This is a genomic window from Mycobacterium sp. PO1, assembly GCF_017312405.1.
Taxonomy (GTDB): domain Bacteria; phylum Actinomycetota; class Actinomycetes; order Mycobacteriales; family Mycobacteriaceae; genus Mycobacterium.
In genome coordinates this window covers 1-20,670 of the sequence record NZ_BLTG01000060.1, presented here as the reverse complement: position 1 = coordinate 20,670, position 20,670 = coordinate 1, and the positions used below count along the sequence as shown (strand labels likewise).

At 67.6% G+C, this 20,670-nt stretch carries 16 protein-coding genes; 4 read left to right on the top strand and 12 right to left on the bottom strand.

What is annotated here, in order from left to right; genetic code table 11:
* Positions 1 to 22 precede the first annotated feature (22 nt).
* Both J3476_RS19245 and J3476_RS19240 read right to left on the bottom strand, forming a co-directional pair.
* Entirely contained in the window at positions 23 to 1,510 is a 1,488-nt protein-coding gene (locus J3476_RS19245) for a flavin-containing monooxygenase (RefSeq protein WP_373889094.1), read from the bottom strand.
* Positions 1,511 to 1,662: 152 nt separating this feature from the next.
* Positions 1,663 to 2,916, bottom strand: a complete 1,254-nt coding sequence (locus tag J3476_RS19240) for a PE-PPE domain-containing protein (protein ID WP_307726948.1) — start codon at positions 2,914 to 2,916, stop codon at positions 1,663 to 1,665.
* 864 nt (positions 2,917 to 3,780) lie between these two features.
* On the opposite strand from J3476_RS19240, the gene J3476_RS19235 reads away from it, so the two are divergent.
* Complete coding sequence (locus J3476_RS19235; protein ID WP_207067994.1) at positions 3,781 to 4,623, top strand: SDR family oxidoreductase; 843 nt, start codon at positions 3,781 to 3,783, stop codon at positions 4,621 to 4,623.
* Here the strand turns inward: J3476_RS19235 and J3476_RS19230 are convergent.
* The 10 genes from J3476_RS19230 to J3476_RS19185 all read right to left on the bottom strand — a co-directional run bounded on the left by J3476_RS19230 (position 4,603) and on the right by J3476_RS19185 (position 18,643).
* The gene (locus tag J3476_RS19230) at positions 4,603 to 5,793 is read right to left on the bottom strand and encodes an alkane 1-monooxygenase (RefSeq protein ID WP_207067971.1); all 1,191 of its coding nucleotides are present in this window, start codon (positions 5,791 to 5,793) and stop codon (positions 4,603 to 4,605) included. The genes J3476_RS19235 and J3476_RS19230 overlap by 21 nt on opposite strands.
* A 241-nt stretch (positions 5,794 to 6,034) precedes the next feature.
* Positions 6,035 to 8,113: a substrate-binding domain-containing protein gene (locus tag J3476_RS19225; RefSeq protein WP_207067970.1), complete on the bottom strand. Its 2,079-nt coding sequence runs from the start codon at positions 8,111 to 8,113 to the stop codon at positions 6,035 to 6,037.
* Between the two features lie 95 nt (positions 8,114 to 8,208).
* Positions 8,209 to 10,410 (bottom strand): malate synthase G, encoded by a 2,202-nt coding sequence (locus J3476_RS19220; protein ID WP_207067969.1) that lies wholly within the window; start codon positions 10,408 to 10,410, stop codon positions 8,209 to 8,211.
* An 83-nt stretch (positions 10,411 to 10,493) separates the two neighbouring features.
* Entirely contained in the window at positions 10,494 to 11,408 is a 915-nt protein-coding gene (locus J3476_RS19215; protein ID WP_286183354.1) for a 3-methyladenine DNA glycosylase, read from the bottom strand.
* Complete coding sequence (locus tag J3476_RS19210; RefSeq protein ID WP_207067968.1) at positions 11,386 to 12,447, bottom strand: hemolysin family protein; 1,062 nt, start codon at positions 12,445 to 12,447, stop codon at positions 11,386 to 11,388. Before J3476_RS19210 ends, J3476_RS19215 begins: the two co-directional genes overlap by 23 nt.
* Positions 12,440 to 13,798: a hemolysin family protein gene (locus J3476_RS19205; RefSeq protein ID WP_207067967.1), complete on the bottom strand. Its 1,359-nt coding sequence runs from the start codon at positions 13,796 to 13,798 to the stop codon at positions 12,440 to 12,442. The genes J3476_RS19210 and J3476_RS19205 overlap by 8 nt, the downstream gene beginning before the upstream one ends.
* A 287-nt stretch (positions 13,799 to 14,085) precedes the next feature.
* A complete protein-coding gene (locus J3476_RS19200) occupies positions 14,086 to 15,522 on the bottom strand; it encodes a GuaB1 family IMP dehydrogenase-related protein (RefSeq protein ID WP_207067966.1) in 1,437 nt (478 codons plus the stop codon).
* A 112-nt stretch (positions 15,523 to 15,634) separates the two neighbouring features.
* A complete protein-coding gene (gndA, locus tag J3476_RS19195) occupies positions 15,635 to 17,095 on the bottom strand; it encodes an NADP-dependent phosphogluconate dehydrogenase (protein ID WP_207067965.1) in 1,461 nt (486 codons plus the stop codon).
* A 151-nt stretch (positions 17,096 to 17,246) separates the two neighbouring features.
* Entirely contained in the window at positions 17,247 to 18,212 is a 966-nt protein-coding gene (locus tag J3476_RS19190) for a M56 family metallopeptidase (protein ID WP_207067964.1), read from the bottom strand.
* A gap of 14 nt (positions 18,213 to 18,226) precedes the next feature.
* Positions 18,227 to 18,643: a BlaI/MecI/CopY family transcriptional regulator gene (locus J3476_RS19185; protein ID WP_207067963.1), complete on the bottom strand. Its 417-nt coding sequence runs from the start codon at positions 18,641 to 18,643 to the stop codon at positions 18,227 to 18,229.
* Between the two features lie 231 nt (positions 18,644 to 18,874).
* Between J3476_RS19185 and J3476_RS19180 the strand changes: the two genes are divergently transcribed.
* The 3 genes from J3476_RS19180 to J3476_RS19170 all read left to right on the top strand — a co-directional run bounded on the left by J3476_RS19180 (position 18,875) and on the right by J3476_RS19170 (position 20,639).
* Positions 18,875 to 19,654, top strand: a complete 780-nt coding sequence (locus tag J3476_RS19180; RefSeq protein WP_207067962.1) for an iron reductase — start codon at positions 18,875 to 18,877, stop codon at positions 19,652 to 19,654.
* 186 nt (positions 19,655 to 19,840) lie between these two features.
* Complete coding sequence (locus J3476_RS19175) at positions 19,841 to 20,242, top strand: PaaI family thioesterase (protein WP_207067961.1); 402 nt, start codon at positions 19,841 to 19,843, stop codon at positions 20,240 to 20,242.
* Positions 20,243 to 20,336: 94 nt separating this feature from the next.
* Positions 20,337 to 20,639: an urease subunit gamma gene (locus J3476_RS19170; protein ID WP_207067960.1), complete on the top strand. Its 303-nt coding sequence runs from the start codon at positions 20,337 to 20,339 to the stop codon at positions 20,637 to 20,639.
* Positions 20,640 to 20,670: the final 31 nt, after the last annotated feature.

The following is a 20,670-nucleotide window of genomic DNA, read 5'->3' as shown; positions in this document are numbered from 1 at the left end:
TCACCGGCACTGACCTGCGGAATCAGTCGAACGTGTAGTCCGTCAACGCGAACGTGTCGTTTTCCCGGTTGGTCTGGTTGGTCGATGCGGGACGGACCAACGTCTCCCCGCTGGGGCTGAAGTAGTACGAGCGCGAACCCACGCAATCGCCGAGCCGGAACACGGTGTTCTCCAGCGCCACCGCCATGCGATCGCGGAACGCGGCGTTGGCCTCGTCGGTGACCTCGAAGGTCGCGGCATTGCGCCGATGCAGCTCCCCGAACAGGCGGTCCATGTGGCGCATCTGGTACTCCATGGTGTTGAAGTACGACAGACCACTGGATGCGTAGGGCCCGGCCAGGCTCAGGAAGTTCGGGAACGCCGGCACGGTCACGCCCTGGTAGGCCTGGAAGCCGTTGTCCCGCCACCACTTGCCGAGGTTGCGGGCGTCTCGGCCGATGACCTCGATGGCCGGGATGTTGGCCTCCCACAGGTCGAAGCCGGTGCACAGCACGAGGGTGTCGATGTGCACCTTGGTTCCGTCGCAGCCGACGATGCCGTCCTTCTCGACCCGCTCGATTCCCGCGGTCTGCAGTGTGACATGGGGTTTGGCCAGGGTGCGGTAGTACGAATTCGAGTAGGTCGGCCTCTTGCAGCCGAATTCGTAGCTCGGGGTCAGCCTGGCCCGCAGGTCCTTGTCGCGGATCGAGACGAAGCGGAGCACCTGGGAGAGGTAGGACGCGAACGTGTTCAGCTGACGGAAGTTCTTGAAGTTCAGCACCGACAGAATCATCATCACTTCGAGATTGATGTCGGTGGTGAACCGGAAGGCCCGCTGCAGCAAAGGAATGCGGGCGAACAGCCGGCGAAGTTTGACCGGGATCGGGAAGTCGATCTTGGGCACGACGTGGATCGGGGTGCGCTGGTACACCGTCAGCGCGGCGGCCTGCTTGGCCAGCTCGGGAATGAGCTGCACCGCAGTGGCCCCGGTGCCGATCAACCCGATCCGCTCACCGGCGGGGGAGTAGTCGTCGTCCCAGTCCATGCTGTGTACGACGCGGCCCTCGAAGTCCTCGATGCCGGGGATGTCGGGCTTGCGGGGCTGGGACAGATAACCGGTCGCGGTGATCAGGAATCGCGCGGTCAGGGTCTCGCCGCTGGCCAGGGCCACCTGCCAGAATCGCCCGTCTTCGTCCCAGCGCGCTCCCTCGACAGGGGTGTTGAAGCGCATGTGGCGGCGCACGTCGTACTTGTCGGCGACATGGTCGGCATAAAGCTTCAGCTCGGAGCCGGGGGCATACAGACGCGACCAGTTCGGGTTGGGTTCGAACCAGTAGGAGTAGGTGGGCGACGGGATGTCGACCGCCAGCCCAGGGTAGTGGTTGACGTGCCACGTCCCGCCGAGATCGTCCTCACGGTCGACGATCAGGATGTTGTCGTAGCCCATTTTCTTGAGCTGGATCGCCGCGCCCATCCCGCCGAAGCCGGCGCCGACGACGATCACGTCGTACTCAGGTACTCCCATGGGCATGAACGCTACCTCACAGCAAATCGATCAACGTCGTCAGAATTCTAGGCCGACGTCCCCTGCGGCGCGCGGCGCAGTCGCCGTCCTGGCAGGAAACTCACACCACGAAGCCCCGGCCGCGGGGCCGGGGCTTCGGGTGAGCGGTCGTGTCGAGGCTACTCGTCGGAGCCGGCGGACGCCGATCCGGAATCATCCGACGACGAATCGTCGCCGGCGTCGCCGGCATCGCTGTCGGCCCCGGCGTCGCTGTCGTCAGACGCTGCCGTGTCCGAGGACGCGTCCTCAGCCGCATCCTCCTCCTTGGCGCTCTCAGCGTCAGCCGCGTCGTCGGCCAGAGCCTCCTCGAGTGCCTCCTCCTCGGCGGCCTCCTCGTCAGCAGCCTCCGCGACGGCCTCCTCGACGGCGTCGTCGTCGTCCTTGGCCACCTCGATCTCGTCGCTGACCTCGGTGACCTGCTCGGTGTCATCCGCGTCGGTCTCGACCACCTCGACGGTGTCCGCCACGTCGACCGGCGCGGTGTCCTTCGTGTCGGCGGTCTCCTCTACCGCCTTCACCGGCTCCGGCGCTGCGGTGTCCTCGGTGTCCTCGGCGACGTCTTCGGCGGGCTCGGCCGCGACCGTGGCCACCGCCGCCGTCCGGGCTGCCGACGGCACGTCGTCATACCGCTTGTAACCGCGCTCCACCGAGGCGCGCAGGCTATCTTCCATCGGCTTGAGGAACGGCAGCAGCGTGACCAGCGGGAGCTCCTCGGTCGGCACCAGGTAGTGAGTCGTGGTGCCGCCCAGCGCGTTGGTCGTGACCGTGATGTTCTCCGCGGGGACATCGTCGAGGTCAGCGAACATCACCGGGATGTGCACGACGATGGCGCCGGCCATCGCGTTGACCACCGCGGTGAGGTTCCACCAGCGGTCCGGCATGTCGGCCAGGCCGTCGAACTCGCCGGTGACGACGTGCGTGTCGTAGATGGTGTCGGGCGCCGGCTGGTAGGTGTAGTCGTACTTGGGGTTGTACTTGGAGTCCTTGATCAGTTCCTGCCGGCTCGAGTCGGCGACCAGGTAGAACGAGATCTCGTCGGCCCCCACCGCGTTCGGGTCTGCCGCCATCTGGCGCAGCACTTCCGTAGTGACCAGCGAACCGGCCGACAGCCCGATGACGGTGACCTTTTCACCGTTGAGGACATTGCCGTTCTCGTCGCGACTCAGGCGCCCCAGCGCGGCGGCGATCTCGGCGTTCAGGTTCTCGATACCCACGTCGATGGACTGGCCGAGCGTCAGGTCGTCTTTGCCGGTGTAGGGTCCGGCCTCGGCCGGCCAGTTCACGCTGACGCGCTCCTGGCCGTGGGTGAGGTCACCGAGGATCTGGGCCATGATGATGTCGTGCAGCTGCGGCGTGTCCAGACCGCCGATCACCAGCGCCGAACTGCTGGCCCAAGACGGCGATGAGAAAGCTAACAGTGCTGAGGCTACGAGGCTGCCGCAAGCAACCCCGGCCTTGCGAATACCAACCCGCATGAGAACTCCCCGATAGAAGCAGTGAAATCGCGAGCCGTGCCTGGCTCCACCGCGAGCATATTGCGCCGTAGGTACCTTCGCGCAGCAAAACGTCAATAATTCTCATTCATACGTTTATGGCAAACTATATTTATATTGCTGATATACATTCTTTATCATCGACTCTACAACGGTAGAGTGTGTGCATCGAAACGTTGCCACATTGGAAAGCATAGGAGCAATAGCGCACCTTCCATACAGTTGAAAGACTTTTTCATCTCCAACCTACGGCTCGGTAGGAATTGCATGTAATTTGAACTACATGTGGGTAATTAATGGGCAACCAGGAGCCTGTCCACCATGCTGAGATGTTGCCCGTGACTGACGCGCAAAAAAATATCGATGGTATGAACCATGCCTTTCAGCACACGCCGCAAGGTCTTTGGGTCTGGGCCGGAACAATGGGCGACGTGATAGGTGGTTGTCCGTCACGTGATCGGCATGTGACCGGCCGGTAACTGACTTCGGGGTAAGAAAAGCTGGGTCTCAAGCAAACGCTCGCCGCTGCCTGCAGCAACAGCGCCCGCATCCCGTCGCAGCTACCGCACCTGTTCGACTGCGGAGTCCGCGAAGCCGTGGCACAGCTACCGCGCACGTCGTCGACCGCCGCATTCTGCGGGCGCTGCACCGCCCACCGCCGCGACACATCCGGCACCGGCGGGCACAGCAGCCGACGCTCCGCGCCGCACCGCCCGTTATCCTTCCCCGGTGAACGCCAAAGACATGTCCGGCTGGTACGGCAAGGTCGTCTTCGTCACCGGAGGCGGATCGGGAATCGGCGCCGCTCTGTCAGCGCGGTTGGTCGACGCGGGCGCCCGGGTGTGGATCGCGGACCGCCAGTTCGACCACGCGAAGACGCTGGCACAGCAGCTGGACGCCTCCGGCGAACGGGCGCGCGCCCTGGAACTCGACGTCCGCGATCCCGCGGCCGTCCACCGCGCCATCGACGCGGTGGTGGATGCTGCGGGCCGCCTCGACTATCTGTTCAACAACGCCGGCATCGGCATCGGCGGCGAGGTCGACACACTGACCCTGGACGACTGGTCCGACATCATCGACGTGAACCTGCGCGGGGTGATCCACGGCGTCGATGCCGCCTATCCGATCATGATCAAGCAGGGCAGCGGCCACATCGTCAACACCGCATCGATGGCCGGGCTGATCACCACGTCGGCGCAGGCCGCCTACTCGTCGACCAAGCACGCGGTGGTGGCGCTGTCGAAAACCCTGCGTGTGGAGGGCAAGACCCACGGCGTGCGCGTGTCGGTGCTGTGCCCGGGGGTGGTGCGCACGCCGATCCTGACCGGCGGCGAATACGGCCACAACAGGAGCATCAGTCGCGAGAACCAGCAGAAGCTGGGGGAGGCGCTGCGCCCGATGGACCCCGACGAGTTCGCCGAACAAGCACTGCGCGCGGTGTTGCGCAATCAGGCGATCATCGTCGTGCCGCGGTGGTGGAAGGCTCTGTGGTACCTCGAGCGGCTGTCGCCGGCGCTGTCGATGCGCGCGGCGGCCACCGCGCTCAAGCGCACCCGCCAGGTGCAGTCAGCCGCGTCGTCCCGGTAGCGCGCCGGCTCGCCGCGGCTTCAGCGCGGCGCGGTTGACGTCGCCACGATAGTGGGCCAGCACGCGGGGATCCATTGTCCGGCGCCACAGCGGCGGGAACAGCGCCAACACGACCATGCTGGCGTAGCCGGCGGGTAGCTGTGGCGCCTCGTCGGCGTGGCACAACGCCTGGTAGCGGCGCTGCGGATTGGCGTGGTGGTCGGAGTGGCGCTGGAGGTGGAACAGGAACACGTTGGAGATCACCGAGTTGCTGTTCCAGCTGTGCGCCGGTCGAACCTGCTCGTAGGCGCCGTCGCGCCGACGGGCCCGGCGCAAGCCGTAATGCTCCAGGTAGTTGATGCTCTCCAGCAGGCACACACCGACGAAGGCCTGACCGAGCAGCCAGGGCAGGATGTGGACGCCGAACACGGCCAACAGCACCGCATACAGCGCCGCCGTCAGGGCCCAGGCGTTGAGGACGTCGTTTTTCAGCGACCAGAACCGAGTGTGACGGCGGTTGAGCCGGCGCCGTTCCAGCGCCCACGCCGAACGCAGTCCACCGAAGGAAGAGCGGAAGAAGAACGCGTAGACGCTCTCGCCCAGCCGCGAGCTGGCGGGGTCCTGCGGAGTCGCCACGCGGGCGTGGTGCCCTCGGTTGTGCTCGACGTAGAAGTGCCCGTAACCGGTCTGGGCCAGCGCGATCTTGCTGAGCCACCGCTCGGCCCCGGCCCGCTGATGGCCCAGTTCGTGCGCCGTGTTGATGGCCACCCCGCCGATGCCGCCGACCGTCAACATCAGACCGATCGCGTCCACCACGCCCAGGCTCACCCCGCCGCCGCCGCTCCACAGCCAGCAGGCCAGTGCCAGCGACAGGTACTGGGCGGGCAGATACAGATAGGTGGCCCACCGGTAGAAGCGATCCTGCTCGAGCCACGCCAAGGCGCTCTCCGGTGGGTTCTCGGCGTCCTTGCCGACGAGATAGTCCAGCAGCGGGATTCCGACGAACATGAGCAGCGGACCCGACCACCAGAACACTCCGAGGCCCGTGACCGCCACCGCGGCCCACGACATCGGCACCAGCGTCGGTACGACAAGGCCCAGCAACCACACGTAGCGCTTACGGTCGCGCCAATCCGGCACGATCACCGATTGCTGACCGGTGGGCGACTCGAGGTCGTTGTGAGACCGCATCGTTGGCCTGATTCCCCTCCCTAGCCGAACGCTCACCCGATCTTCGCAGCTCATTGCGTCAATTGGGTAACGTGGTCATACCATTGGCGTGCGTCGGAGGCAATATCGTCAGCGAAGTGACCACCTCGAGAGCCCATTCACCGGCCATCAAGAGAGGTTGCTGAGCACCCGCCAGACGCTTAGCCCTGCTGTCTACCCGCAATCACCTGAAGCCGCTTGCGGGTTCGCTGAAGCATACCGGTCAGGACGTCATCGCGGAGATCGCCGCGGCGAGCTCGGGCGTGTCCGACGTGGCAAGGTTGACGTAGCTTCCGCCGGTCATGTTGGCCACGGCTTCCCATGTCGCGCGATCGGAGTCGTCTCCGAAGTCGATGACGTTCACTGCGACCGGTCGCGCGGGATCGAACGCCCCGCTGATGTACTGCTGCAGCCCCTCCCCGCCCAGTGTCTGGTCGGTGTGCGGCCCGGCAGTGATCACCAGCACCGAGTTCGGCTGTCCCTCACGGTAATCGGCGTAGGCATCGGTATACGCCAGGCGCAGCGTGGTGAACGACACCGCCCCTCCGTTGGATGCCGTCTGGGCACTCAGCGAAGCGTTCAGCGCCTCCGAACGCGGCCGCCCGTCCACCGGCTCGGACAGCGGACCTGCGTTGATCTCCGATCGCCCGGCGACACCGTCGAATGTCCACAACCCGACCGATGAGTCGGGCGGCAATGCCTGCAGACGTGCGGTCAGCGCGTCGACGACGTTGGTCAGACGCGGCCGACCGCCCTCGTCGGTGGGCATCGACTGGTCGAGCATGACAGTGACAGCAGGGCTCTGCGCCGGGCTGGCCAGCGTGTCGGCGATGCTGGCGCGCAGCGCAGCGTCCCCGACATTCAGCGGCGCCCCGAGCGGGCCGAAGTCGACCACATCGCTGGACGGAGGCTCGGCACCGTCGACGCGGAATCCCGCGGCCGCGAAGTCGGCGGACTGCTCGGGCTTACGCAGGAACCGCGCGAACTCGCTCGCGCCGGCGACCTGTTCCTGGGCCAACCAGTCGCCGTCGAGGAGCACGGTCGGGAAGTCCGCGACCGCAGTGGGCCCCGGCGGCAGCCAGGAAGCCAGCGCCGAGCCCGCGTCGGGCATCTCCGCGGCGCGCTGGAACAGACGTTGTTCGGTGGTCACCACGGCGTGCACCGCGGCGGTGGACGGGTCGGCGGCATCCAGCATGGCGTCGAACGCCGTGCCCGCCGCGGCGTCGGCCAGGTCCGGTTCTGCGCCCATCAGCGTGCTGACCGCTCCCATTCCCGCGGTGGCGGGGGCATCCGGCGGTGCCGCCGCGGTCGCCACGGCCTCGGCGGCGAGGAAGGACGCGTCGCTGTCCTGGTCGAGAGGCAGCACCAGGCGCAGTCCACCCCAGCCCAGCAGTCCGAGCTTGTCGAGGCCGGCGGGGTCGGTCTGGAGCCCGGGCAGGGTGCCCCAGTTCTGCTCGCCCAGCGCCTCCTGCAAGGCGGGAGGCACCGCCAACACCACCGGCGAGCTCACCAGCGGACGGCTGTCACTGATGCTCTCCGCGCCCGCGGCGGCCTCCAACCGGTCCGCCGACAACGAACTCGCCGGGATCCACAGGGCGGGGCGCTCACCCAGATCGGCCGGCCACTCACCGGTCAGGCCGTTCAACACCTGGCCGGAGTCGGCGGGCTGCACGCTCACGTTGACGCAGCGGTCGCCGACGGGGTCGGCGGTTTCGTTGTAGCGCTGCGCCAAGGTGCTGACCGGATCGGCGATGGCGGGGTCGGCGACGACCGCGACGGACACCTCGCCCTCCACGCAGCGCGCGGCAGCCACATCCGACCGGCTCGACAGCGCGTCACCGAAGAACCGCCACAGGATGACCGCGCCGACCACGACGACGACGCTGACCAGCGCGACGATGACGCCGATGCTGACGCCGCGCCGGGCCGGGGTGACGGCGCGGTGGCTTCCGGTCCACTCACCACCGTCCCAGTCCCCGGTGTGCTGGGGGCCCGAGCGCGGTGGCGGAGGCGGCGGTGGGTCGTGGGCCGCGGACGCAGTGGGATACCCGTATTCGTCGACCTCGCCGCTCGGTTGATCGTCGGCGTAACCCCGCGACCCGTCATCGGCGTAACCCCGCGACTCGTCGTCGGCGTAACCTCGCGACTCGTCGTCGGCGTAACCCCGCGACTCGTCGTCGTCGGCGGAACCGGGACCCGTGGCCGGATCGGTTCCGAAACCGAACCGCTCGGTGGGCGGCTCTTCGGGTTGGCGTCCCGACTCGTCCGGATCGTCCGGGTCGGGAAGGCTATGTCTGCCCATGTCTTCCCATACCTCGTCGGCCTCGACGTGAGCGGCCACCAAGCCGCCCACGATCTTTCGGGGTCACTGCGATCATCAGAGCTGGAATGCCTGCGTCAGCCAACGTTGTTTGCTGCCTTGAACTCTCGGCGACGGCGGTGCAGGATCGGCTCGGTGTAGCCGTTGGGCTGCTCCCCGCCGGCCAGGATGAGCTCCTGCGCCGCTTGCAGAGCGATGTTGTTCTCGGGGTCGGATGCCATCGGCCGGAATTCCGGATCCTTGGCGTTCTGCTCGTCGACCACCGCGGCCATCCGGCGCAGGCTCGCCTTGACGTCGTCTTCGGTGATCACACCGTGGCGCAACCAGTTGGCGAGCAGCTGGCTGGAGATCCGCAGGGTCGCGCGGTCCTCCATCAATGCGACATCGTGGATGTCGGGGACTTTGGAGCAACCGACGCCGGCGTCGATCCAGCGCACCACGTACCCGAGGATCGACTGACAGTTGTTGTCGACCTCCTCGCGGATCTCCTCCGGGGCCCAGGCGAGCTCCTTGGCCAACGGAATCGTCAGCAGCTCGTCGACCGAAGACCGTTTCTCACCGGCCAGTTCCCGATGCACCGCGTAGACGTCGACCTCGTGGTAATGCATGGCGTGCAGGGTCGCCGCAGTCGGCGAGGGCACCCACGCGGTGGTCGCGCCGGCCTTGGGCTGACCGATCTTCTGCTCGACCATGTCGGCCATCAACTCGGTCATCGCCCACATGCCCTTGCCGATCTGAGCCCGCCCGGAGAATCCGGTTTCCAGACCGATGTCGACGTTCTGGTTCTCGTAGGCCTTGATCCAGTCGGTGGACTTCATCGCACCCTTGCGGATCATCGGGCCGGCGTCCATCGACGTGTGGATCTCGTCGCCGGTGCGGTCCAGGAATCCGGTGTTGATGAACACCACACGGTCGGCGGCGGCTTTGATGCAGGCCTTGAGGTTGACCGTGGTGCGGCGCTCCTCGTCCATGATGCCGACCTTGAGGGTGTTCTGCGGCAGGCCGAGCACATCCTCGACGCGGCTGAACAGTTCGCACGTGAACGCGACTTCGTCCGGTCCGTGCATCTTGGGCTTGACGATGTAGATGGAGCCGGTGCGGCTGTTGACCAGCGGGCCGTTGGCCCCGTCGTTGTCGGCGCCACTGCGCAGCCCGTGGATGGCGATCAGGCTGGTGAACAGCGCGTCCTGAATGCCTTCGGGCACCTCGTGACCCTCGGAGTCGGTGATGGCGTCGTTGGTCATCAGGTGCCCGACGTTGCGCACGAACATCAGGCTGCGCCCGGGCAGCGTCACCTCGCCACCGTCGGCACCGGTGTAGGTGCGGTCCTCGTTGAGCACCCGGGTGAACGTCTTGTCGCCCTTGCTGACCTCTTCGCTGAGGTCGCCGCGGTTGAGGCCGAGCCAGTTGCGGTATCCGACGACCTTGTCGTCGGCGTCGACCGCGGCGACGGAGTCCTCGAAGTCCATGATGGTGGTGATCGCGGACTCCAGCACGACGTCCTTGATGCCGGCCTTGTCGGTGGAACCGATGGGGGAGTCGGGGTCGACGAGGATCTCGACGTGCAGGCCGTTGTTGACCAGCAGCACGGCGGTGGGCGATTCGGCGTCGCCGAGGTAGCCGACGAACTGTTCAGGTGCCTGCAGCCCCACGGAACCGCCGTCGTCGAGGCCGGCGGCAACCGCGCCGTCGGCCACCGTGACACCGGTGATGTCCGACCATGAGCCCGACGCCAGCGGAACCGCTCCGTCGAGGAAGCGGCGCGCGTAGGCGATCACCTTGTCACCACGCACCGGGTTGTAGCTGGTGCCGGGCTCCGCGCCGTCCTCCTCGGAGATCACGTCGGTGCCGTAGAGCGCGTCGTACAGCGACCCCCACCGCGCGTTCGCGGCGTTGAGGGCGAAGCGCGCGTTGAGGATGGGGACGACCAGCTGCGGACCGGCAGTCGTGGTGATCTCGTCGTCGACGCCGGCGGTGGAGATGGTGAAGTCGTCCGGTTCGGGCTCCAGATAGCCGATGTCGACGAGGAACTGCTTGTACTCGTCGGCGGAGAACCCGCCGATGACCCGGGCGCGGTGCCATTTGTCGATCTGCGCCTGCAAATCGTCGCGGCGGGCCAGCAGTTCCTGGTTCTTCGGCGTCAGGTCGGCCACGACCTTGTCCACACCGGACCAGAAGGTGTCCGGATCGATGTCGGTGCCCGGCAGCGCCTCGTTGTTGACGAAGTCGTACAGCACCGGGGCGACACGCAGGTTACCCACCGTCACGCGCTCGGTCATGATTCCTCCCTAGCCTGCACGCGCGCCCGGGGCGCCATGCCGTCTGCAGTGTCGTCGAACCAGCTTACCCACCGGTAACAGGCCTATTCGCCGGTGGCGGTGCCCACGAGTTCGGTGCACCGGTCCAGCAGCGCGGCCCGCAACGGTCCGGCCCGCTCGGTCAGCTCGAGCTGTCCTCGCGCGTACTCGCGCCGACCACCGGAGGTCTCGACGGCGATCGGCGCGAATCCGTAGCCCCGAAGATCGTAGGGGCTGGCCCTCATGTCCAGCACGCGGGCGTCGACGGCAAGGTCCAGGCACGCCAGGACGAGCTCGGATTCGACGAGGGGACCGAGCTTGAACGCCCATTTGTAGAGGTCCATCCCCGCGTGGACGCAGCCGGGCTGTTCGGCGTCGACCTGGCCGGAGCGGGTCAGGTGCGACGCATTGCGGCGCGCGGCGGGTTCGGTGAAGAACCGGTAGGCGTCGAAATGCGTGCACCGCAACGGCATCGATTCGACCACCGCATCGGTTCCGTCAGCACCCAGCCGCAGCGGAACGCTCTGGTGTCGCGGGGTCGGCGACCGGTACACCATGGCCCATTCGTGCAATCCGAAGCAGTTGAACCGCGGAGGTCGCGCCGCGGTCGCGGCCAGCAGGTCGGCGATGAATCTCACAGTGTCCGCGCGCCCGTGAAGATATTCACGACTGACCGTGACCCCATCGTTCGTCTGGGTGTAGCCGGCGCGCGACAGGTAACGCCGGGCGCCGGGGCCGCCCAGCACGACGCCGAATCCGGGGTGCCACACGCGCAGTTGGCGCGGCCGCAGGCTGTAGTAGGTGAAGAGGAAGTCGTACACCGGATGGGCGACACCGGCCCGCCGCCGGGCGAGGTGGGGTTGCAGAAAGGCGTCGACGCGGGTGAGGTGGGCGCGCTCGCGCTCGAGCCAGTCGCCCTCGGCGAGCCGAGAATCGAGCCCCGCGGCGAGCCGCGAATCAAACACGGTGGGTGCCGTCACGCACCGTGCCCACCAGGTCCTCGACGAGATCTTCGAGCGCGACCACCGCGGTGACGGCACCGTCGGCGTCGGTGACGAGCGCCAGGTGAGCGTTGTTGCGGCGCAGCCGGGTCAGCCCGTCGGGCAGCGGCAACGACGCAGGCACGCGGGGTAGCGGGCGGATCATGTCGGAACTGAGCACGGTCTGCCCGTTGCGGGCATCGTCGACGTGCGGCAGCACATCCTTGATGTGCAGGTAGCCGACGAAGGCGCCGTCGGGGTCGGCGACGGGGAAGCGTGAGTAGCCCGTCTCGACCAGTGCCTGTTCGATGGCTCCCACGGTGGGTCCCGCACCGACGTGGGCGACGGGGACGGCGCGGATCTGGGCCAGGGGCAGCGCGACGTCGTTGACCACGCGGTTGCGGATCTGCAGCGCCCGGGTGAGCCTGCTGTGTTCCTCGGGGTCCAGCAGCCCCTCGGACAGCGATTCGGCGATCATCTCCGACAGTTCGACGGTGGAGACGGTGACGTCGAGTTCGTCTTTGGGTTCCACCCCGAACGCTCGCAGCGTGGTGTTGGCACACCAGTTGTAGAACGCGATGAACGGGCGCGCGAGACGGATGTACACCAGGTAGATCGGGATGAGCAGCATCGCGGTGGACTCGGGACCGGCGATGGCGATGTTCTTGGGCACCATCTCGCCGAGCAGCACGTGCAGCGTCACCACGATCGACAGCGCCACGACGAACGACACCGTGTGCAACAGCGCGTCGGGGATGCCCAGCAGCCCGAACGGCTCTTCGAGCAGATGCGCGACCGCGGGCTCGGCCACCCGGCCGAGCAGGATCGAGCAGATCGTGATGCCCAGCTGGGCTCCGGCCAGCATCAGCGACAGATTCTCGCCGGCCCGGATGACCGTGACGGCGCTCTTCTTGCCCTGCTCGGCCAGCGCCTCGAGCCGGTCGCGCCGCGCGGAGATCAACGCGAACTCCGAGCCGACGAAGAACGCGTTGGCCGCGAGCAGCACGAAGGTGAGCAGGACCCCGAAGATGTCACCCATCCTGGTGCTCACCTCCCCGGCCGAGTTCGGTCAACCGCAGAGTGTCGATGCGACGGCCGTCCATCGTGACCACGGTGGCCCGCCAGCGAATCGGGTCTTCGACCATCCCGTCCGGGTCGAAGGCGGTCAGCTCCACCGATTCACCTTCCTCGGGGATGTGGCCGAGTTTCTCCAGGACCAACCCGCCAATGGTCTCGTAGTCGCCTTCGGGCGCGCGGAAGGCCGTGCCCTCGGCGACTTCGTCGATGCGCAGCAGCCCGGAGACGTGCCAGTCCCGGCCGGCCTGCACGACGTCGGGTGGTTCGACGTCGTGTTCGTCGCGGACGTCGCCGACGATCTCCTCGATGAGGTCCTCCACGGTCACCATGCCCGCGGTGCCGCCGTACTCGTCGACGACCAGAGCGGTCTGCAGGCCGTTCGCGCGAACCTCCGACATCACGGCATCACCGTCGAGGGTGGAAGGCACCTTGGTCACCGGCTGGGCCAGATCGGACAACCGGGTCGCCGAGCGCTGAGCGTGCGGGACGGCGAAGACCTGTTTGACGTGCACCATGCCGATGGTCTCGTCGAGGTCGCCCCGGATGACGGGGAAGCGGGAATGCCCGGTGCGTACGGCCGCCTCGCTGAGGTCGGCCACGGTGTCGTCGGCTTCCAGCGATTCGATCATCGAGCGGGGCGTCATCAGTTCTTCGGCGGTGCGGACACCGAACTGCAGCGAGCGGTCCACCAGCACGGCGGTGACGGGATCCAACGAGCCGCTGCGCGCGGAGGTGCGCACCAACGACACCAGCTCCTGCGGGGAGCGGGCCGAGCGCAACTCTTCGGCGGGTTCGATACCCATCCGGCGCAGGATCCAGTTCGCGGTGCCGTTGGTCAGCCGGATCAGGGGGGTGAACACCAGCGAGAACAGCAGCTGCGGCCCGGCTGACCAGCGCGCGGTCGGCACCGGGCGGGCCACGGCGAGGTTCTTCGGAACCAATTCGCCGAACACCATCGACAGCGAGGTGGCGATCAAGATGGCCAGCGCGAGGGCGACACCGCTGACGAATTGCTCGGGCAGGCCTAGTGCGGTCAGTCCGGGGGCGATGAGCCGGGCGACGACGGGTTCGGCCAGGAAACCGGTGGCCAGTGTGGTGATGGAGATGCCGACCTGGGCGCCGGAAAGCTGGGTGGACAGTGTCCGGTGAGCGCGCTGCACCATCTGGTCGCGCCGGTCACCGCTGCGGACGTTGGCTTCGACGGTGCTGCGTTCCAGCGCGGTGAGGGAGAATTCGGCGGCGACGAACACCGCGGTCCCTGCGGTGAGCAGTACGAACGCCACCAGCGACAGCACCGTCATGGCGGCGTTCATCGAATCGCTCCCGCGACGTCACCGGGGAAGCCGGGCCATACGCCCGGCTGACTAGAGGAGGGTTCGGCCTCGGCGGGTTCGTGATCGGCCGGTTCGGCGATCACAACCGGCTCGGACGGGCCGCCGTCCAGTGCCTGCGGCACCTGATCCCTTTCTTCGAATTACGCAACGCTTCGGATCGGCTCGTGCGCAGATCTCGGGCAGCCGTCCGAAGTCCTCCACATGCTAGCCGAATACGTCCGACCCCAAACACCAGCACAACGCGGCACCGGGTCAGGGCTGCCGGCTCACCATCCGGTGGGAAGCGGATGCCCCTCGGCGAATCCGGCGGCGGACTGGACGCCGAGAACCACGTTCTCGTGCAGTTCGGGCAGCGTGTGGGCACCGACGTAGGTGCAGGTGCTGCGTACCCCCGACGTGATGTGGTCGATGAGGTCCTCGACGCCGCCGCGAGCTGGATCGAGATTCATCCGCGAGGTCGAGATGCCCTCCTCGAACAGCGCCTTGCGGGCCCGGTCGAACGGGCTGTCGGCCGCGGTTCGCGCGGCGACCGCACGCTTGGACGCCATGCCGTAGCTCTCCTTGTAGGGCTGGTCGTCGCGATCGTGCAGCAGGTCGCCCGGGGACTCGTAGGTGCCGGAGAACCAGGATCCGATCATGACGTTCGAGGCACCGGCAGCCAATGCCAGCGCGACGTCGCGCGGGTGCCGCACACCGCCGTCGGCCCACACGTGACCGTCGAGTTCTCGTGCGGCAGCCGAGCATTCGACGACGGCCGAGAACTGCGGGCGACCCACGCCGGTCATCATCCGGGTGGTGCACATCGCGCCCGGCCCGACTCCGACCTTGACGATGGAGGCCCCGGCGTTGATCAGATCGCGGGTTCCGGCCGCGGAGACGACGTTCCCGGCGGCCAGAGGCACACCGAGCTCCAGGCTGGAGACCGCCTCCACCGCGTCGATCATCCGCTGCTGATGGCCGTGTGCGGTGTCGATGACCAGGAGGTCGACACCGGCCTCGGCGAGGTCGCGGGCCTTGGAGGCGACGTCACCGTTGATACCGACCGCAGCCGCGACGCGCAGCCGGCCGTCTCGGTCGACTGCGGGGGTGTAGATGCCGGCCCGGACCGCGCCCAGGCGGGTGAGCACGCCGGCGAGACCACCATCGGCTTCGGTGAGCACCGCCACGTCGATGTGGGCGTGTTCGAGCAGGTCGAACACCTTGCGCGGATCGGTACCGACCGGAGCGGAGACGAAGTCCGGCGTCGCCACGTCCCGTACCCGGGTGAACCGGTCCACGCCGCGGCAGGTCGCCTCCGTGACGAGTCCGATGGGGCGGTTCTCGAAGACGACGACCGCGGCCCCGTGGGCCCGCTTGTGGATCAGGGCGAGGGCATCGGAGACCGAGGCGTCCGGGGCCAGCGTGACCGGGGTGTCCACCACGAGGTCGCGGCTCTTGACGAAGTCGACGGTGTGCTTGACCGCCACCAGCGGAAGGTCTTGGGGCAGAACGACGATTCCACCCCGGCGCGCCACCGTCTCGGCCATGCGCTTGCCGGCCACGGCGGTCATGTTGGCCACGACCACCGGGATCGTCGTCCCCGATCCGTCCACCGTGGACAGGTCGACGTCGAAGCGCGACGGCACGTCCGAGCGCCCCGGCACGATGAAGACGTCGTCGTAGGTCAGGTCATAAGGCGGCCGGTGGCCGTCGAGGAACTTCATCGCCGTCGAGTCTATGCGCCGGTGGATCGTCGAGTCTGCGCGGAGATCGCACTCTGCGGGCTCACGACGATCTCGCCGCAGACTCGGCGCGGACAGGCTTGTCGCAGGAGCGTCAGGCCTCCACCTCGCTGAGGTCGCCACTCCACAGGGTGTGGAAGCGCTTGTCCCGGTCGGCGTCGATACGGCCGTAGGTGTGGGCGCCGAAGAAGTCGCGCAACCCCTGGGTCAGGGCCGCCGGCAGCCGCTCGGTCCGCAGCCCGTCGTAGTACGACAGCGCCGACGAGAAGCCGGGAATGGGGATGCCCAGCTGGGTCGCGGTGACCACGACACGGCGCCAGCTGTCGATGGCCGCCTCGATCGCCGAGCGGAAGTACGGGGCGACGATCAACGACGGCAGGTCGGGATCCTCGTCGAACGCCTCGGTGATGCGGTTGAGGAACTTGGCACGGATGATGCAGCCACCGCGCCAGATCCGTGCCATGTCGCCCGGTGCGATGTTCCAGTCGTACTCGGCGCTGCCGGCCTGGATCTGGTTGAAACCCTGCGCGTAGGCGATGATCTTCGACGCGTAGAGCGCCTGGCGGATGTCCTCGACGAACTGCCCGGCGTCGCCGGGTTTACCGCCGAGGTCGCCGGACGCCAGCCCGGTCGTGGCGGTACGTTGCGTCACCGACCCGGACAGCGCACGGGCGAAGACCGCTTCGGCGATGCCGGTGACGGGGACCCCCAGATCGAGGGCGGACTTCACCGTCCAGCGGCCGGTGCCTTTCTGCTCGGCCTCGTCGAGGATCACATCGACCAGCGGCTTGCCGGTCTTGGCGTCGATCTGGCGCAGCACCTTGGCGGTGATCTCGACCAGGAAGCTGTCCAGGTCCCCGGAGTTCCATTCGTCGAAGACGTCGGCGATCTGGGTGGCGCTCATGCCGAGGGCGTCGCGCAGCAACTGGTAGGCCTCACCGATCAGCTGCATGTCGGAGTACTCGATGCCGTTGTGCACCATCTTGACGAAATGGCCGGCGCCGTCGGGGCCGATGTGCGTGCAGCAGGGCACGCCGTCCACGTGAGCGGAGATCTCCTCGAGCAGCGGCCCGAGCGACTTGTAGGACTCCGCGGGCCCGCCCGGCATGATCGACGGGCCGTTGAGGGCCCCTTCCTCACCACCGGAGATACCCGCGCCGACGAAATGCAGTCCGCGCTCCCGCATCGCCTTCTCGCGCCGGATCGTGTCGGTGTACAGCGCATTGCCACCGTCGATGATGATGTCGCCGTCGTCCATGGCGTCGGCGAGTTCGTTGATGACCGCGTCGGTGGGCTCACCCGCCTTGACCATGATGAGCACACGCCGCGGCTTCTCCAGCGCGTCGAGGAATTCGGCGATGGTCTCGCTGCGCACGAAGTTGCCGTCGGCACTGTGCTCGGCAAGCAGGGCGTCGGTCTTGGCCACGGAGCGGTTGTGCAGTGCGACCGTGTAGCCGTGCCGGGCGAAATTGCGCGCGATGTTCGACCCCATCACGGCCAGCCCGGTCACTCCGATCTGGGCGGTCCCGGTGGCAGGAGAAGCAGAGTCGCTCATGCAGCAGCCTTTCGTTGGCGGATGGTGCGGACGGAGGACGCGGTCACCTCGACCACTCTTGCGTACTGACCACGTTCACGCAGTGATCACGTCGATCACGTGGACGGGGATGACGTGGACGAGAAGACCACGGGTACGGGGTGTTCAACATCTACGCGATGAAGAGTCGATGGAGTTCTGTCAGCCAGGGCACGGCCACCGCGACGGTGGGAACGACGAGATTGGCCACTGCGGCGGTGTAGGCCCCGGCCGCGACGACCCGGCTGTTCGGCGCACCGGCCAGTCGTTGCACCCGGACCACGGTCGTCGGGCCGCCTGCGGCCAGCGCGCCGCGGGGCGCGCGCGCCGATGCGCAGGCCACCAAAGCCCGCGCGAGCGGGGTGGGGCCGGTGTTGCGGACGGCGGCGTCGTCGGCGAGCAACTCGATCAGCAGCCGGACCGCGGTCAGGGCATTGCCGCTGCGCACCAGGCGCGGGAACGCCGCGTGGACGGCCGTGAACATCTCCAGGACCAGGTCGTGGCGGGCGCGAAGGTGAGCTCGCTCGTGGGAGAGGATCGCCGCGATCTCCTGATCGGACAGTGTGTTCAGAGCACCTTCGCTGAGCACCACGCGGCTGCGAACCCCTGGCAGGCAGTAGGCCAGCGGCTGGTCGACATCGAGGATGCGCAGCCCGTGGCCGGGCACCGGAGCGCTACAGCGGGTGCGCAGCGCAGGCACGGCCCGCCCCGGGGAGGACACCAGGTCGACGACCATTCGGTGATGTGCACGTCGGCGGCGGGTCGCGATGGCGACGTTGAGCACCGACGCGGTCAATCGGGCACCGATCAGCAGCGTGAGGGTCAGCACCGCGACGTGCAGCGTCCACAACGGCCACCCCAGGGTGTCGACGGCACCGGTCAATGTCGCCGTGGGTCGCCCGTCAGAGCCCGGCCGGAAGAGCCGGCTGGCGATGGCGAGCCCAGCCGAGAACGCCGAGAGCACCGCGGCCAGCGCCACCGACTGCCACAGCACGATCGCTGCGCGTGGGGCCCGCATCGGCCATCGCGCCCGCGCGAGCAACGCAGGCACCGGCCCCGAGAGCAGCAGGGCGACGATGGTGAAGGCCAGCGCGGACACGCTGCCAGTGTCCCTCAGGCGATGCCCGGACCGCCAGCGGGCGGATCATCACGGTTCTTGTCTTCCAGTTCGGCCAGTGCGCGGCGCAGCGCATCGACCTCGTCGACGCCCACGCGCTCGACGAAGTGGACGAGAGCCGCCTCGCGGCTGCCCGAGTCTGCGGCCTGGTCCAGCGCGTCGACCATGAGCCCGGCGACGAGTTCGTCGCGGCCGTGGGTGGGGGCGTACCGGTGGGCGCGGTCGTCGCGGTGCTGCACCACCAGGTTCTTCTTCGCCAGGCGCTGCAGCACCGTCATGATCGTGGTGTACGCGAGGTCGCGGTGGGCAGCGAGGGCCTCGTGCACCTGACGCACCGTCTGAGGCTCGCGGGCCGACCACAAATGGTCCATCACGGACCGTTCCAGGTCCCCGAGCCGTGTCAGCTTGGCCATCTTCGGTTCATCTCCTACCCGCTGTAGGTCAAAGCGTACTACGCGATTACTACCGATTGTCGTATCCATCTTGACTGCTACCGCCTCCACGCGCTCGCCGCCGAATCCGGGTGCGGCAGGCACTCGCGCGCCTCCACGGCGGCTTGTGAGTCCGGTCACAGGGGGTAGCTCCTTCATGGTCGATGACTATAGTAAGGCTAACCTAACCCCGCTGCCACGATTGGAGGTTCCGTGACTGTCCTCGTCGACGACCCGCTCATCGCGAGCATGGCGATCAGGCACGCCTTGCCCATCCACGAGTCGAGCCGCCGGCTGCGCGAGCTCTATCCGGAGTGCCCCCGCGTCTACGGCGTGGCGGTCATGGGCGACCTGTCCCGTCGACGGTGGTGGCCACTCACCGAAGCCCTCACCGCCGGTCGCCTCCAAGCCATGTTCGACGCGGGCGTCGCCGAAACCGACAGCCCATACGCGGTGGCGCAGCAACTGGCGGCCACCTTCGCCCACGTGGTGGTCGGCCGGGTCGTCCCGCTGCTCGTGCTCGAGGGACGAGCGTGGGACACGGGTCTCGAGAACCTGTGGGTCCATGTCGATTCCGAAGGCGCCATCGACTGGGTAGGAGTGGTCGATCCGACGCTGCGGGCCCTGCCCGATGACCCGCATTTCGCCGCCCGCCCGCGCCTCGGGGCGGGTCGACCCGCCCAGCACGGCATCGTCGCGCTGCCCAACGAAGCCGCGCTGACAACCTGGATCGCCCATCGCAGCCACCGAGCGCTCGCACCGCTTTTCGCCCAGCTCGCCGACGTCAGCGGGGGAGCCATGACGACCTCGGCCATGTGGCATATCGTCGGCGGCGCCGTGGTCGGTGCAGCGACCCAGATTCCGCTGCTGTCGGGCGCGAGCGAGATCACCAGCATGCGCCGCAGCCAGGCGGTATTGGATGCGCTGGTCAGCTTCGGCGTGCCAGTGCGCGGAACGAATCGAACAGCCACGGGGAAGGCCTTGATTAATTAGGGCAGCCTTGCCTATGCTGATGGCAACGGTCGCACCGTGAACCACCGGACCGAGCCGGAGTTTCTGAGGGCTGCAGAAACCCCCGGTCCATCCACAGGACGGGCCCCACGCTCAGCGTGGGGCCCGTCCTCACGTTCACCCCACCCCCGAGACCGCACCGGCCGGGCCGCGGTGTAGACACAAGCGGTGACTGATCTTCCCCCTGGGCTCGGCAACGGTTTCGACGCCGAACTGGGCCTGACCTATGTGGAGATGACCCCCGACGGCGGCCGGGCCACGTTGCCGATCACCGACAAACTGCTTCAACCGTGGGGCATCGTGCACGGCGGCGTCTACTGTGCCGTGATCGAGAGCATGGCCAGTGTGTCGGGGCACGTGTGGCTGTCCGAGAACGGTGGTGGCACCGTGGTCGGTGTCAACAACAACACCGACTTCCTGCGCGCGATTCGCGGGGGCACGGTCAGCGCCCAGTCCACGCCCATCCACCGAGGCCGCCGCCAGCAGTTGTGGCTGATCACGATCACCGACGACGCCGGGCGTGCCGTCGCGCGGGGACAGGTACGGCTGCAGAACATCGCCGACGAGTGAACGGCCGCTGACCCGCTTCCCCGCCCCAGTGCGGGTGCGTGTGCCGGTTGCTCGCCCGAGCGCTCACCGGCTCGGCGTGGCAGTATCGCCCACTATGCGACTGACCCCGCATGAACAGGAACGGCTGCTCCTTTCGTATGCCGCCGAACTCGCCCGCCGCCGTCAGGCCCGCGGTCTCAAGCTCAACCACCCCGAAGCGGTAGCGCTGATCACCGACCACATCCTCGAGGGCGCCCGCGACGGCCGGACGGTGGCCGAGCTGATGACCAGCGGACGCGAAGTTCTCGCTCGCGCAGACGTGATGGACGGGATTCCCGAGATGCTGGAAGACGTCCAGGTGGAGGCGACATTCCCGGACGGCACCAAACTCGTCACCGTCCACCACCCAATCGCGTGAGCAGGAGACCCGCCGATGAGTAGCCCTGTGT